The 13331-nt window shown below is 37.2% G+C and carries 13 protein-coding genes and 1 riboswitch; of the genes, 5 read left to right on the top strand and 8 right to left on the bottom strand.

Going from position 1 to position 13331, the window contains the following annotated elements; all coding sequences use genetic code 11:
• Window positions 1-19 precede the first annotated feature (19 nt).
• Window positions 20-2761: a tetratricopeptide repeat protein gene (locus KHA88_RS18375; protein ID WP_213099603.1), complete on the bottom strand. Its 2742-nt coding sequence runs from the start codon at window positions 2759-2761 to the stop codon at window positions 20-22.
• Between the two features lie 90 nt (window positions 2762-2851).
• Window positions 2852-3841 (bottom strand): Gfo/Idh/MocA family protein, encoded by a 990-nt coding sequence (locus KHA88_RS18380; RefSeq protein WP_213099602.1) that lies wholly within the window; start codon window positions 3839-3841, stop codon window positions 2852-2854.
• 495 nt (window positions 3842-4336) lie between these two features.
• On the opposite strand from KHA88_RS18380, the gene serA reads away from it, so the two are divergent.
• Together serA and KHA88_RS18390 are read left to right on the top strand one after the other, a co-directional pair.
• On the top strand, window positions 4337-5944 hold the full coding sequence (gene serA / locus KHA88_RS18385) for a phosphoglycerate dehydrogenase (protein ID WP_213099601.1): 1608 nt from the start codon (window positions 4337-4339) through the stop codon (window positions 5942-5944).
• A 126-nt stretch (window positions 5945-6070) separates the two neighbouring features.
• On the top strand, window positions 6071-6538 hold the full coding sequence (locus KHA88_RS18390; RefSeq protein WP_213099600.1) for a hypothetical protein: 468 nt from the start codon (window positions 6071-6073) through the stop codon (window positions 6536-6538).
• Between the two features lie 115 nt (window positions 6539-6653).
• On the opposite strand, the gene KHA88_RS18395 is transcribed toward KHA88_RS18390, so the two are convergent.
• The 4 genes from KHA88_RS18395 to KHA88_RS18410 form a co-directional block, all read right to left on the bottom strand.
• A complete protein-coding gene (locus tag KHA88_RS18395) occupies window positions 6654-7373 on the bottom strand; it encodes a YheC/YheD family protein (protein ID WP_213099599.1) in 720 nt (239 codons plus the stop codon).
• A gap of 135 nt (window positions 7374-7508) precedes the next feature.
• Complete coding sequence (locus tag KHA88_RS18400; protein ID WP_249313316.1) at window positions 7509-8657, bottom strand: HAD family hydrolase; 1149 nt, start codon at window positions 8655-8657, stop codon at window positions 7509-7511.
• 58 nt (window positions 8658-8715) lie between these two features.
• Window positions 8716-8946, bottom strand: coding sequence for an excisionase family DNA-binding protein (locus KHA88_RS18405; RefSeq protein WP_213099597.1), 231 nt, complete (start codon window positions 8944-8946; stop codon window positions 8716-8718).
• A gap of 180 nt (window positions 8947-9126) precedes the next feature.
• Complete coding sequence (locus KHA88_RS18410; RefSeq protein WP_213099596.1) at window positions 9127-9561, bottom strand: GyrI-like domain-containing protein; 435 nt, start codon at window positions 9559-9561, stop codon at window positions 9127-9129.
• 174 nt (window positions 9562-9735) lie between these two features.
• Between KHA88_RS18410 and KHA88_RS18415 the strand changes: the two genes are divergently transcribed.
• Complete coding sequence (locus tag KHA88_RS18415) at window positions 9736-9963, top strand: hypothetical protein (RefSeq protein ID WP_213099595.1); 228 nt, start codon at window positions 9736-9738, stop codon at window positions 9961-9963.
• An 86-nt stretch (window positions 9964-10049) separates the two neighbouring features.
• Window positions 10050-10094, top strand: a riboswitch (PreQ1 riboswitch).
• Window positions 10095-10100: 6 nt separating this feature from the next.
• On the top strand, window positions 10101-10583 hold the full coding sequence (locus KHA88_RS18420) for a QueT transporter family protein (RefSeq protein WP_213099594.1): 483 nt from the start codon (window positions 10101-10103) through the stop codon (window positions 10581-10583).
• A 132-nt stretch (window positions 10584-10715) separates the two neighbouring features.
• On the opposite strand, the gene KHA88_RS18425 is transcribed toward KHA88_RS18420, so the two are convergent.
• On the bottom strand, window positions 10716-11096 hold the full coding sequence (locus KHA88_RS18425; RefSeq protein WP_213099593.1) for a hypothetical protein: 381 nt from the start codon (window positions 11094-11096) through the stop codon (window positions 10716-10718).
• Between the two features lie 215 nt (window positions 11097-11311).
• On the opposite strand from KHA88_RS18425, the gene KHA88_RS18430 reads away from it, so the two are divergent.
• On the top strand, window positions 11312-12397 hold the full coding sequence (locus KHA88_RS18430) for an SDR family oxidoreductase (RefSeq protein WP_213099592.1): 1086 nt from the start codon (window positions 11312-11314) through the stop codon (window positions 12395-12397).
• Between the two features lie 43 nt (window positions 12398-12440).
• On the opposite strand, the gene KHA88_RS18435 is transcribed toward KHA88_RS18430, so the two are convergent.
• On the bottom strand, window positions 12441-13328 hold the full coding sequence (locus KHA88_RS18435; RefSeq protein ID WP_213099591.1) for a glycine betaine ABC transporter substrate-binding protein: 888 nt from the start codon (window positions 13326-13328) through the stop codon (window positions 12441-12443).
• Window positions 13329-13331 lie beyond the last annotated feature (3 nt).

The raw sequence follows: 13331 nt of genomic DNA on the forward strand, positions 1-13331 counted from the left end.
TAGAAATAACAGTTTCGGCTCAGTTTTTATAATGACTGCCAATAGGCTGTTCCGCATAGTTCATCCATTCATATTGGCGTAGACGCACTTCAAATACGGTTAACGGGTCACGAAACGCCTCCGGATTTGTTTTTATTTCGGCTAGAGCTGCCTTATTTGTTTCTGTTTCTTCATGGATTTCTCCCAAGGTGTTTTTCAAGACACTGAATGGTTCTCTAAAAAAGATATGAATATCTCGTCCGATTGCTTTCTCGAATAGTTCAAACTGGCGAAAGAACTTCTCTGCAATAGACTCTGAAGCTTCAAGGTAGTTTTCATTTTGAATGAAATTTTTATACGTATTTGCCAGCACAGCATTATTTTTTGGAAGAGCTCCGAATAATTTACCCGCACCCTTTAACAATACTTGAGTTGGGGTTCTTCGCAGCAAAATGTTTTCCTTATCAATCTGAATCGTACTAGTCATACGATCCGCATCCCTGTTCCAATCATCGAAAATTTGAAAGTCGCAAACGAGATTCATTCGCTCTTCTCCTAGCAAGACGTTGAATCCCTCTTCCCATTCCGTCATACGTTCTTGGCTTTCGGATAACTCGCTCTTAGAAAAAGTGATCCAGTCTTGAAGCGAATTAATATAAATTGGAAGAACCGTCTTGTTTAAGTAGGAACTAACCCGTTCATTCATCTCAGCATTTAGTTCAAGATGGATTTTTCGGAAATCACTATCTTCTTTAATAATCTCGGTTGAATCCTTAATAAGGGTTGGTATCGTCTTTAAAAGATCAGCTTTAATCTCTTCTTTAATAGATAGATATGCCTCCTGGATCACACGAATTTTTTCCTCTTCTATATCATGCAATTGATGAATGGAACCTTGTAACTTTGTTAAAACATCTTCATCCCTTTGAATGGCTTCTGATAGTTCATTTTCAGCTTTTATTTGTTGCTGCAATAAGTGGGTAATCGTGCTTTTTATGAAAAATAATATCTTGGCGATTCGGGCATCTGCCACTCCACCCTTACTGAATTCAGACATTACATCTAATTGATTGGAACGATCTTGCTCAGGTGAATAAGCAAGCAATTCCGCTTCAGGGAAGTAAATATTTATCCGTTGCTTAGTTTCATACAGTAATTCCAATGCTTCCTGTTCCGCATTATTCGTATCACGTAAATTCAAAATGAAATCCACACGTAACTCAGGCATTTGCTCTTTCATTTTCATAAGTAATAATCGCTCATGATTAGTAAAGGGAGCTTTAGGGTTTAGTAAGAATAATAAGCTATCTGCCAGTCGAGTCAAATAAGGTAACTCATTGACCTCTTCCTCGCTCCAATTAAAGTCGTGAAGATAAATAATTGCCATCTTATTTTCAGCCATAAATTGATTCGTTAATGCCACATCGAGAATCATATTGGGGTTTCCAACGATATGATCAAAATCTTGTTGGGTAGATACAGGGACAACTCCCGTCTTTGTGACAGCATGAATGGATGTTTGACTGTCGGCTTTAAACAAGGTTGATCCAGAAATCGGAATAGTATTTATATCATTTTCACCAAGAACTGATGAAACAAATAATTCTTTTCCACTTTCTTCAGAACCGCCGATTAAAACATGCTGTGTCCCAACGTCGGCAATTTGGCGAATAATCCAGTCATATCTTTCATCAATTTCAATTTTCTGCTCATCTGCCCAATCTTTAATTAAATGGAAAAACTCTAGGCTTTCGTGCAAAATATCGCTATTACTACTTGTATTGGACAAGATAGTCTCGGCATTTTCAACTACTTGAGTACTAATTCTTCCGGGAAAATGGTCGTTCCAGGCCAACACCGCAGCAGAAGCGAAAAATGCATTTCTAGAATCAGTAATTTTCAACCATACTTCCAATAAACTCGGAACAATGTCGGCGATCTCAGAAATATAGTATGAACCACTGATCAACTCTAAATAGGCTTCCTTATAAAATTTCGGAAGTATGCTCCAATCCGGGATCTCCTCGAGGCTCTCCACTAAACGGTTTATCTCTTGAAGCCATCCTAAATATGATTTCTCATGCTGATAGCTTGACCATAATCCCACCGCAGACCTTTCAAATTGGTAAGGGTCAACACTCGCTAAAACAGCCATTGATTCAATAAAGTAGGCAGGTTCATACATGCTCGTATATCCTTTGTCAACATAACCACTTAAAGTTTCAAACCACTCCGGAGACTCCGTTCGAATACTTTCCCTTACAGCCAGCTCAACTGCACTGTTCCAATCTTGCTGTTTTTCAAAAAAAGCACGCGCTAAATTCGTAACATTTGGGTAATCCGGGTTCAAAATCACACCATTTTTAATCATTTGATCTGCTTCCTGAAGTTTCCCCTGAGCTAAATATAAACCGAAAAGCTGCAAAGTAATTTCCGAGTTTAAGACAAGAGAATCCGTTTTAATAGAAAGGTAGATATCTTCTGCCGTATCTAGGAGTTCTAATTCAAAATAGGCATCTGCCATGTTTTTCTTCGCCCATGGTTCCAGTTCATTATGAATATTTTCCCATTTAAAAATAGCAGATTCGAAATCTTGGAATTGGTAATAGATTTCTCCTTGTGCAAAGCGAATGCTATTTAAATCTGAAAGCTCTTTTTTTTGTTCAGCAAAAAATAATTGTCCTAGTAGTTTCGCCGGATTCTCTCCGCTAAACTCTCTCATAAACGTTTCTTCATAGTATGTTTTTTGGATTAAATATTCTTCCAATGCCATTTTTATCACCGTCTTCCTGATTTAATGACCTTATCTTCCATACACTTGCAAGGCCCTATACGCAGTTTAAACAAATTGACTTACTCAGCAGTCATTTAATCATTTGGATAAATCAGCTGGATAAACTAAACCGATTTGTTTTCTTGCTTCTGCAAGAATCCGAGCAGCAATCATCGAGTTTTTATGTGAGTTAACTTGAGATTCATATGTTTCGGATTTTATTAAGCCAATAAATTCCTCCACTTCATAAAACATAGAAGGGAACTTAGATGGCTCACTAATTTTTTCAATTTCCCCATTTCGATAGCGTATCTCCACTTGTTCTGGAGTGGATATTTCATCAATGATGATACTTCCCTCTTCTCCCTGAATTTCCGAGTGTAGATGGGAATCGATGATTTTTGAATGCATCAGTACAGCTTCAAAATCATCATATTGTAAAATTAAGCTCCCACCCCCATCAACACCGGAATCAAGCATGACAGCATTCGCTATTATATTCTTTGGCTCTCCAAATAGAACTACGAGCGGGTAGAGACAGTAAATTCCTAAATCCATTAAAGACCCATTGGAAAATTTTGGATTAAAAGTATTTAATACAGTTCCTTCTCTGTAAGCGTCATATCGAGATGAATATTTACAAAAACTCGCGAAATATCTTCTTACCTTACCGATTTTATGTATGTTTTCCTGAATGGATATAAAGTTTGGCAACAATGTTGTCTTTAAGGCTTCCATAAGCAAAACGTTATTTTTCTTTGCAGCTTCAAGCATTCTTGCCAATTCTGCCGGGTTTGACGCAATTGGTTTTTCACATAACACATGTTTGCCATTCTCCATGAATATAATCGCCTGTTCCGCATGAAGAGAGTTTGGGCTTGCGATATAAACGGCGTCCACCACTTCGCTTTTAGCCATTTCTTCAATACTCGTGAATACAATATCCACACCATGCTTTTCCGCGAACTCTTTTCCTTTTTCTTCTGTGCGTGAATAAACGGCACTTAATTGAAAGTCAGCTAAGTTTGATGCGGAACGAATTAGCTCGTCTGTAATCCAATTTGTTCCGACTATGCCGAATCGAATCATTAGTCTGCCCCCTAAAATGTCATGATCAAATTCAATATTTACTTACTACTATATTGCATTTACACCAATCTTGCATTCCTCACGTCGAAAAATGTCCAATATCCAAGTATTTTTGAATTATTTTTTTTTACTCTTTGCATCACAATTGTGTTGTGGTAGAATGTTCTGTATATTAACAGTCAACAAATTCTGAATATGAAACAAGTAATGATGAAGAAGGCATGAAGGGAAAACTCCAAGAGAGTCGGTGGTTGGTGAAAACCGATGTTTACTCTTCGAATGCTCAGCACTTCTAAACTGGCTCCGGCCCGGCGCAAGCCGTTAGCGACTCGAGTCTGTAGATTTTTTACAGTGAACGAGGGTGGCACCACGATATTACGTCCCTCATAACAAGACGCACGCGTCTGTTATGGGGGCGTTTTCATTTTTTAAGTTAATTTAAGGTAGAGATGTATTTGGACTTGCAACGAAAAAGTAGAGGAGAATGGATCAATCATGTATAAAGTTCTTGTAGCAGAAGCAATTAGTGACACAGGATTAAAGGCGCTGTACGATCATCCCAATTTTACGGTAGACAAAATCCCAGGGCTTACCCCAGAAGACTTAAAAAAATTGATTCCAGAGTATGATGCTCTGATTGTTCGTAGTGCGACTCAAGTGACAGAAGATATTTTAGAAAATGCAAACCGCATGCGTGTCGTTGCACGTGCGGGCGTTGGCGTTGACAATATCGATGTCAATGCAGCTACGAAAAAAGGAATTATCGTCATTAATGCTCCAGGAGCGAATACAATCTCAGCGGCAGAACTAACAATGGCGATGATGCTTTCACTTGCACGGAGCATCCCACAAGCACACGCATCTACCTCTGAAGGTAAATGGGAGCGCAGTAAGTTTAAAGGCGTTGAATTATATGAAAAAACACTCGGTGTTGTTGGTATGGGGAAAATTGGTACTGGCGTTGCAAAACGCGCTAAAAGTTTCGGTATGAATATTCTTGGATATGATCCCTATTTAACAGAAGAACGTGCAGACCAACTCGGAATCACGAAAGCAACTTTAGATGAAATCGCTCGTAAGGCTGATTTCATTACAATTCATACACCGCTTATTAAAGAAACAAGAGGCATCATAAATGACGAATATTTTGCCAAAACAAAACAAGGCGTGCGGATTATCAATTGCGCCCGCGGAGGAATTATTGATGAAGCAGCTCTTGTCCGCGCGTTAAATTCTGGTCAGGTTGCAGGTGCAGCACTCGATGTATTTGAAACAGAACCTTCAACAAATTTTGAGCTTTTGAGCCACCCTAACGTTATTGTAACACCGCATCTTGGAGCTTCAACAGTTGAGGCTCAGGAAAAGGTTGCTAATGAAGTAAGTGAAGAGATAATCGATATTTTTGAAACTCAATCGATTCGTCATGCAGTCAATATGCCACAAATCTCTGGTGAAACTCATAAAAAATTGCAGCCATATATCACAGTCGGTGAACAAATGGGCGAACTCGCCATACAGTTATTAAAAGAAGCTCCGGATAGAGTAGAGATTAACTATTTTGGAGAACTGGCTAAAGAAGATACTGATTTATTGACACGAACAATGGTTAAGGGTGTATTATCGCATCACTTAGGAGAGTCTGTAAATCTTATCAATGCGCATCACTTATTAAAAGATCAAGGGGTTACTTCCAACGTTGCCAAAACTCCGAAGAGTAAAGGTTTTGCTAGCTACGTAGAACTAACATTATTTAGAGGCGAGGCCAAAACAAATATTGGAGCCACAGTCTTAAACGGATACGGGGCAAGGATTGTTAAAATAAATGACTATAGTATAGACGTACGCCCAGAGAATTTTATGTTATATATTACACATCACGATATCCCTGGCATGATCGGCCGCGTCGGAACTACTTTAGGCAGCTTTGATATTAATATCGGAACGATGCAAGTTGGCCGTGCCGGTGTGGGCGGCGATGCAATTATGGTATTAACACTCGATAAAACCGCCGACCAAGATGTGATTAACGCGTTAACTGAATTACCAGGCTTAGATGCAGCCCAGTTTCTTGAACTAAATGGAAATATTCCGGTATATAACTAGTTTTTTAAAAGGACCAACTCAAAGAGTTTGGTCCTTTTTTGTATGAAACACATTAATCTATTTGTCCATTCAACAGATTTATTTTTGCATATGATATTAACATATCAATATTAAGGAGGGGATTGGATGGGCTTAAGATGTCCTTGTAAATTTAGATTAGGTGCTCATAGTGCTAACGCCACCGTTATAGTGACAAGTCCACAAGGACCAGAATGTCGTTTTACCGGTAGGGTCAACTTTTCAGCAGAACAATGTTTTACAGGTGGACCAAACTGTAATCCAGCTGTTAATAATTTTAATGTTACTTTCAGACAAAATGGTCATACAATTAATTTAACAAAAGGAAGACGCGGGATTATTAGCTGTTTTGATCATACTCTTGCTACATTAATCAATGGAACAGCTCAGGGAGCTGGTAATGCAATACCACATCAGGAATATTCCGTTGATTTCTCGTATTCTATTGTAGGTAATACTGCTACAGTTGAAATATCGGCAGTTGGTGCAGATGGAACGTCCATTGAAATAACCTTTACATCACGTGTTTCTCCAAGAACTTTTATCGGAAATTGTAATGAAACTGTCGGACCATAATACGAAACGCTTGTCGCTTTTTGTGACACAGGTATTTATAATCAAAAGCCGTAAATCTTTTATTATAAGAGATTTACGGCTTTTACTATAAACCAATATTAGTATAATTCCTTTTTTATCCCTTTTTAAATTTTTTTATCGTTTCATACATCATTTTATCTATTAATAAATCAAAGATAGAGATAACAGGGTTAAAATTAGCTTCAATAATCCATATCTTTCCGTTATGATCTATACCTATATCAAAACCTACGGTACGGTATTTAGGATTCAATTTTGTTGCTGCCTGTATACCAATATTATCAATTTCAGGCAATAGGCTTTGATGTTGGATATGACATAAAGTAGAGTTTTGAATAGCTTCTTCTACAGGCAAAACATTTTGGGCAACGTTCGTAACGAGAAAGTTTTCTGCTGCCACTTTAGCAGCTTTCCCCGTAACGACCCAATTAGAGGAGCCTCTTTTGCGTTGTACCATTACTCGAAGATCAAAAGGACAGTCATCAATAGTTGCTAGTGGAATTCTTTGTTGAACAATATAGCGATTGTAATAATGCGATTTTTGCAGATCTTTTAAGTAGTCATAAACCTCTTCCCGATCGGTTAAAGTAATTTTTCTATTTTCAATATGAATTTCGAATAAATCTTTATCTAAAGAGGATATAGTGCTTACACCAAGACCTCGATAACCGTGACGCGGCTTAATTATTACTTGGTTATATCTATTCATAAATTCCCATAAAGATCGCTTCGTTAATAACTGAGTTTCCGGTAAATATTTATGAAGGGTCTCCTCTCCTCCCATCACCTGGTAATCTCTCCACTTATCCCTCATGAATTATTGCTCCTTTAATAAAAGATTCATAGTTAGGATATGAGATTATTACTTAACGGTACACGCCATATACCTATTAAAATAAAAACACCCTGGAGATACGTAGCCCCCCAGCGGTGTTTATTATAATTTTTTTTATTTTACTAAAGAAAGTACCAATTCTTTGATTCCTGAAACATCATCGAGAATATGATCTGCATTATGCTCCTCAAATTCTGCTCTGGCATTTTTTCCTGATAATCCCGTAAGCACAGCTGCAAAGACAGCCCCCATTTTCCTAGCTGCCAATAAGTCCGCTAATGAGTCACCGACAATTAATAATTCATTTCCGTTTTCTAGGGGCAATGTTTCTGCTAAACATTCTTCAGCACTTTTCGTTTTACTGGATAATGCTAAAACATATGTATACGGATGTGGCTTAGACAGAGGTGGCGCTGCGGGCAACTTACGCTCAGCATCTAGAACATCATCTGCAGTTGCGATGTTATTCACATCAAAATATTTAAGCCAATCTAAATGTTTAAAAGGCTCAATTGTTTCAAGTTCCGGACGCCCTGTCCCGATTCCAATGACAACACCTGCATCCTTTAATGATTGGAATAAATCTGCAATTTCTTCAGGGGAACGCAATGTTTTTTCATCGGATAAAAATCCTTTTTTACCCGTTTGCACTGATGGTCTGCCAGTTGAAGCTAGAACATGCTTGTCACCCACATACCATTCTTGTGCAATCAGCTCACAAGTTGACCAAAGTGTACCGATTTGTCCAAAAACAGTCGCTTCGACATTGAGCTTTTCTTTAGCAATTTTGTCAATATGTGCAAACAAACCTTCTTTAGACTTGTTTGATGATGCAAAATCAGTAAGAAAACCAGAATAATCGAGCTCTACTCTTTTATCTTTCAAAACTGCTGCAATTTCTTGCAAAACGGTGCGATCAATTTCATTCGAAACCCATTTCACAATACTTTCCTTTTCGGTATCTTTCACTTGCTCTAATAGACGAATCAACTGGTAACTAACTGTCAAATAAATCATATCCCAGTTTGAATTAATGCCACCTGATTTCATTAATTTTAATACTTTGTCATTTTGAAAAATATTCGCACGAATCATTGTTATTTCTTCATCATTCACGTTAGTTTTAAACTTTTCAGAATCTAATCCTAAATATTTTTCGCTGTTGATTACTTCCCACACCGTTAATGCAGACATGTCAAAATAGCGCTCTTCACTCAGTAACACCCCGTCAACATCAAACAATACCGTTTTAACCATTTCCATCCCCTTTTCTTCCGACGCTTCTTCCCTTTAGTGTAGCACAGTAATAATGCATTTCATATTAATCTTCATCTTTTATATCCAAGTCTTCTGGCAATGGTTCAGCAAGATATTCCTCTAATTGTCTTTTATACTTTTCCATCTGCTCTAAATGAGTAGTGAATTGTTCTTTATTAATCATATAGCGCTCCCCATCATGAACAGCGCGAATTTTTCCCTGCTGAATGAGACTTTCTATATATGATACAGGAAACTGTAAATACTCAGCAGTTTCTTCGATTGATAAATACATAACCGCCATCTCCTTTCAATTAATAATTATCGCACCAATTTGTTATAAGTAGTATAGCAGAAACGCTGGAGAAGCCGGAAGGAACTATTAAGGCTTATCCTCTTACATATGGCTGATGAAAATACAAAAACAACTCCGATTCCAATAATATGAATCGGAGTTGTTTTTTCAAAAAGTCGATTATTTAAGTTTACTATAAATTTCAGTCTCAAGCTTAGATTCATCCTCATTCCAATGCCCATATACTTCTATTAACGGAAACGTATGCTGTTGTCCTAAGGCTTCGATAGAAGAATGAAAACGATTATAAGTATCGCCTAATTTGCTATAAGGACCGATATGTTTGCAGTAAGCATATTTTTGAAAACATATCTCCCTTTTTTCCAAGATTGAATCTCCTTCTTCCGGAGAAATCAACTCAATCCCAGCAAACAAACGATTATCAGCATCATAAACTGCATGATTAACGCCCGTATGTTTCATGTCTCCTACTTTTGGCCAAATTTTGTTCAGCAGAGCAATGATCTCCTCGCCGTAACTTTTATTTTCATCATGGACTGTTGAGAAACCATATAATGTAAAAGTTTTTGATTCATTGATAATAGTGAAATCCATACTTTCCTCCTTTTGGTAAAAGTGTTCCTAATATTAGATTTGACATGACTATGAGGAATACCTTTTTGAAGGGCTATATATTTTATATCATTCGATGGTCATTTCTCTTGTTTCACTAAATATGCATATTTTTTAAATTTGTCCCAATCCTAAGTGCAGAAGGAGATGATCATCATGCCAAATAAAAAAACGAAACGTTGGCTCCCAACCCGACCTCATTTCGATGGCGAATTGGAAAATGTAATTAATGATCCCACAGCGACTGAGAGCACCCAAATGGGGATAAATATGAATATTGATTCAGCCAATAAACCTTTCCACGTAACCGATTTAAAAAGTGAAGATATGAAAGAGTTCGAACAGCTAACAAGAGGCAATCCAATCAACGATAAGATTGATTAAGAAAACGGGCCCTCCATAAAATGGAAGGACCGATCTATATTGACTTAAACACCTAATCTATTATAGAATATCAAATTGGGTCTACACCCAACGTGGTTCGCAACCATCCCACGGAAAAAAACTAGGGAGAGAGAAAAATGAATATAAGAACACTCGTAGTAAACGCGATTATCGCTGCACTGTATATTGCAGTCTCAGCAGTTATTGCGCCGTTTGGATTCACCAACATTCAATTCCGTGTTTCGGAGATGTTTAACCATCTAGTCGTTTTTAATAAAAAATATATATTCGGGATTGTCATTGGAGTCTTTCTCACAAACTTATTTTCACCGCTTGGCGTATATGATTTAGTTTTCGGAGTAGGCCAATCAATCCTCGCTTTATCGATTACAATCGTTTCAGCCCGGTTTATTAAAGGAATCTGGATGCGCATGATTTTCAATACAGTCATTTTTACCTTTACAATGTTCATCATTGCAATTGAGCTGAATCTGGTACTCGGTTTACCTTTCTTATTCACATGGTTGACTGTTGCAATTGGGGAATTCGTTGTAATGATTGTGGGTGCACCACTCATGATCGCCTTGAACAAACGAATTAATTTCGAAAAACTTGTATAAGATTAATAGTGAAGATATCTTGCGACGTATGGTATAAGATGGACTGACCTTTCGAGGGCGGTCCATTTTTGCTAGTTAAATAATAATAAATGCCAGCCCTAGCATAGCTGCAATTGGACTGGCATCAATCTCTTATTTTCTTTCCGGTGCTATTTCTTTATTTAAAACTTCAAAAAATTTAAGAACCGTAAAATAACTTAACCCTAAATCTCCCAAACCTTCATAAGCTGAGACAACATCCACACTACAGCGAAGCGGCTCTACTTGATACACTGTAACGACGATTTGATTCCGTCTCATTCCTTTTTTCTCAATCAACATTTCACCGCGCTCAGTGTCTAAATGAGTAATATTCCACCCAGAAAGTTTATTGTTGACGATAAAATTGATTTTTTCCAAAAGAACGCGCTTACTAACCTTATAATAGCGTGTTTTTAATTGCGGATCCTTCGCCTTATCACCTGTTTCTGTGCTATTTTTCCATAGCCCAGTTAAGATACGCGCCATCGACATATCTCTATCCCCCCTTTACAACAAAGAAACTAAAATATGTATATATGCATTTATTATATGTCTTTTACATTAGTTATGTCTATGATATCACTGATATATAAGTAGTTTTTACAGGAGATACCAATGAATCTCTTTGCATTTATATCGAAAATGAAGTGATTATGTGCCATAATGGAAGGGTTGACATCGATGAATGCAAACTAGGAGTGAAATTGTTGAGCATTTTTTTAACAGGAGCCGCAGGTTTTTTAGGCGGGAAATTACTGAGAAATTTATTAAGCGAAACGAAGCATCATTTATATATACTTGTCAGGGATATAGATAAAGCAAAGCGATTAATTGATACATTTCCACCTAATGAGAAAAATAGAATCCATCTATTAAAAGGCGACATTACCCAGCCATTTTGTGGATTAACTGAGTACGAAATTGAGAGTTTAACTGGGAAAATTCATATCTTTTATCATCTGGCAGCTTTGGTCAAGTTTGACCTTGATTTATATGAGGAAATATTTGCGGTCAACTATGATGGAACATACAATGCATTAGAACTGGCCAACAGCATGAATACAGAAAAGTTTTTCTATGTCAGTACTGCTTACACGGTAGGTAAAATGCAATATGGTATAGAAGAGCTCTATTCTCCAGATTGTGAATATCATAATCCATATGAAGAAAGCAAAGTGAAGTCGGAGCATCTGGCATTTTCTTATGCAAATGAGATGGATATTTCAATCTTTCGCCCATCCATCATCGTTGGTGATTCAGAAACTGGCGAAGCAGATTCTAAATTTACTTTATATGGGTTTATGCGAGCCCTTGATATTTTTAAAAGAAGAGTCATGCGGAATGAAGATAGTATGCAGAAGACTTATTATGTAGCAGGAAATAAAGAAGGCACTTCCAACTTTGTCCCTGTTAACTATGTGGCAGACATCTTAAGTTTAGCAGTATCCAAAGCAGAAGCGAATACAATCTACAATATTATCAATCCCGAACCCGCTTCTAATTTCGAGATTATGTCCATGATAAAAAAAGCTCTGCAATTCGATCAACTTTTCATTACACAAAGTCAAGAATTACACGAATTGAGTGATGATGAGCTAAAACTGAATGAAATGATTCAAGTGTTCAATCCATATTTAAAAAGTAACATCGTGTTTGAAGATGCAAATACTCAAAAATTGATAAAAGACTCAAAAATAAATCACTTGCAATTAGAGTCTAATACATTGCAAATGATTATCGATGCTTATTTTGGAATCCAACAAGAAGAAATCGAGAATGTTCCACAATCATAACCAAAGAGGCTGCCCACTTGGACAGCCTCATTTACGTATAAATTTATTCAATCAAACCAACTTCCTGTAAAAACTCTTTCGCGACAACTTCAACCATCATGCCTTCATTATCTACTTTCGCATTCATACCCTGCATCGTTAATTCGTCTATTTTTCCTGCCAATAAACTAAGCACTTCTTCCAATTCGGGATATTTTTCTAATGTATCCTTCCTTGCGAGTGGAAGAGCGTGATATGGCGGAAAATATGATAGATCGTCTTCAAGCACTTTCAAATCATACATTTGCAGCTGGCCATCCGTTGTATAAGAATTAATAACATCCACTTCCTTCGAGGCGAAGGAACGATACATAATACCGTGATCCATTCCTTTCACATCTTTAAAATTGATCTTATATTCTTTTTTAAAACCTGGCAATCCATCCGGACGATCAATAAATTCAAACACGGCACCAAGTGTAAATTGATCGGATATTTTTGCGAAGTCACTAAATGTTTCCAAGTTCAGTTCTTCAGCCTTTTTTTTATCAAGGGCAAGCGTGTACGTATTATTAAATCCAAATGTGTTAAATGCTTTGATCCCGTCTTCCGATACAAATTCTTTCACCATTGCCAATGTTTCTTCCGCATTTCCAGGAGTTTCATTATAATAATTCGCCACGATTGTCCCAGTATAATCGGGAATCACTTGAATATGATCGTTCAGCATTGCGTTCCAAACAACGTTGGAGCCACCGAGGTTTTCTTTCGTTATTACTTTAATATCAGTTTTAGCTTCAATTAATTGTGCCATTATATTAGATAAAATAATGCTTTCCGTGTTGTTTCTTGAACCAAGTGTGATCGAATCCCCACTTTTAAGAATACAACCGGTTAGAGGCAGCACGAGCATAATCGTTAACAAAAACATGATAATTTTACGTTTTTTCATAGC

The sequence above is a fragment of the Lederbergia citrea genome (assembly GCF_018343525.1).
Taxonomy (GTDB): domain Bacteria; phylum Bacillota; class Bacilli; order Bacillales; family Bacillaceae_C; genus Lederbergia; species Lederbergia citrea.